Annotated in this window: 1 protein-coding gene; it reads left to right on the plus strand. The window is 64.2% G+C overall.

The window, feature by feature from the left end; all coding sequences use genetic code 11:
- Positions 1-620, plus strand: a 620-nt coding sequence (locus EJI01_RS28385) for a transposase (protein WP_148112389.1), incomplete at its 5' end; no start/stop codon positions are given.
- Positions 621-959: the final 339 nt, after the last annotated feature.

A 959-nucleotide genomic window follows, 5' to 3' on the forward strand; every position in this document is an offset into this window, starting at 1 on the left:
TGTTGGTGCTGCACAACCTGCGGCCGAGGATCGTCATCGGCGGACGCGACTGGGCGGCGTGGTGGGACCGTCATCGAGATCAGGTGCCGCCGATGTTGCGTGCGGAAATCGAGCGAGAGGGAGCGCGCCTGAAGCTGGTCAAGGAGCAAGTCAGAGTCCTCGAAGCTGCGCGCTGCAAGGACCTGGCCGAGGGCAAGCAGCCGCTGGTCGCGCACCTCGCGCGACTGCGCGCAATCGGACCCAAGGGGGCCTGGGTGCTGGTGAAGGAAGTGTTCGGCTGGCGGCACTTCGCCAACCGGCGCGAACTCGCAGGCAGCCTGGGCTTGGTGCCCACACCATATGCCAGCGGTGACAGCGAGATCGAGCAGGGCATCAGCAAGGCCGGCAACAGGCGAGTGCGAGGCTTGCTGGTGGAGTTAGCTTGGAGCTGGCTGCGCCTACAGCCCGGCAGCGCGCTCACGCAGTGGTTCAACCGGCGCTTCGCCGGCGCGGGCAAGCGCATGCGTCGTGTGGGGATCGTGGCCCTGGCACGGCGCCTGATCATCGCATTGTGGCGCTACCTGCAGGACGGTGAGATCCCGGCGGGCGCACAGCTGAAACCTGCTGTAGCTCACGCTTGAGCAAACACAGTCACACCGAACAGAGAACACCACGCCACCAACATCATGATCACAGGTCGACGCGCCCGTAACGTCCGCGGGTCGCCATGCGGCGACCGTCCTCAAAGAAGGGGCGCGTCGGTAATCGGGGATTGCCAGCGCATCTGGCGCGCATGCTGCATGTGGTGTCGGACTCGAATGTCCTGCACGGATAGAAGCTTGTTCGAGTACCGACTCGGACCTCCAACAGTCCCTGACCTCGGATCACGATGGACGTCGCACCCCGTCGGTACTTCGATCGGATGCTACGAACAAGTCCCGCCGTGACCCATCATGCCTTGACAAACCAGTCCTCATAGA

The organism is Variovorax sp. MHTC-1, assembly GCF_003984645.1.
Classification (GTDB): Bacteria; Pseudomonadota; Gammaproteobacteria; order Burkholderiales; family Burkholderiaceae_C; genus Variovorax.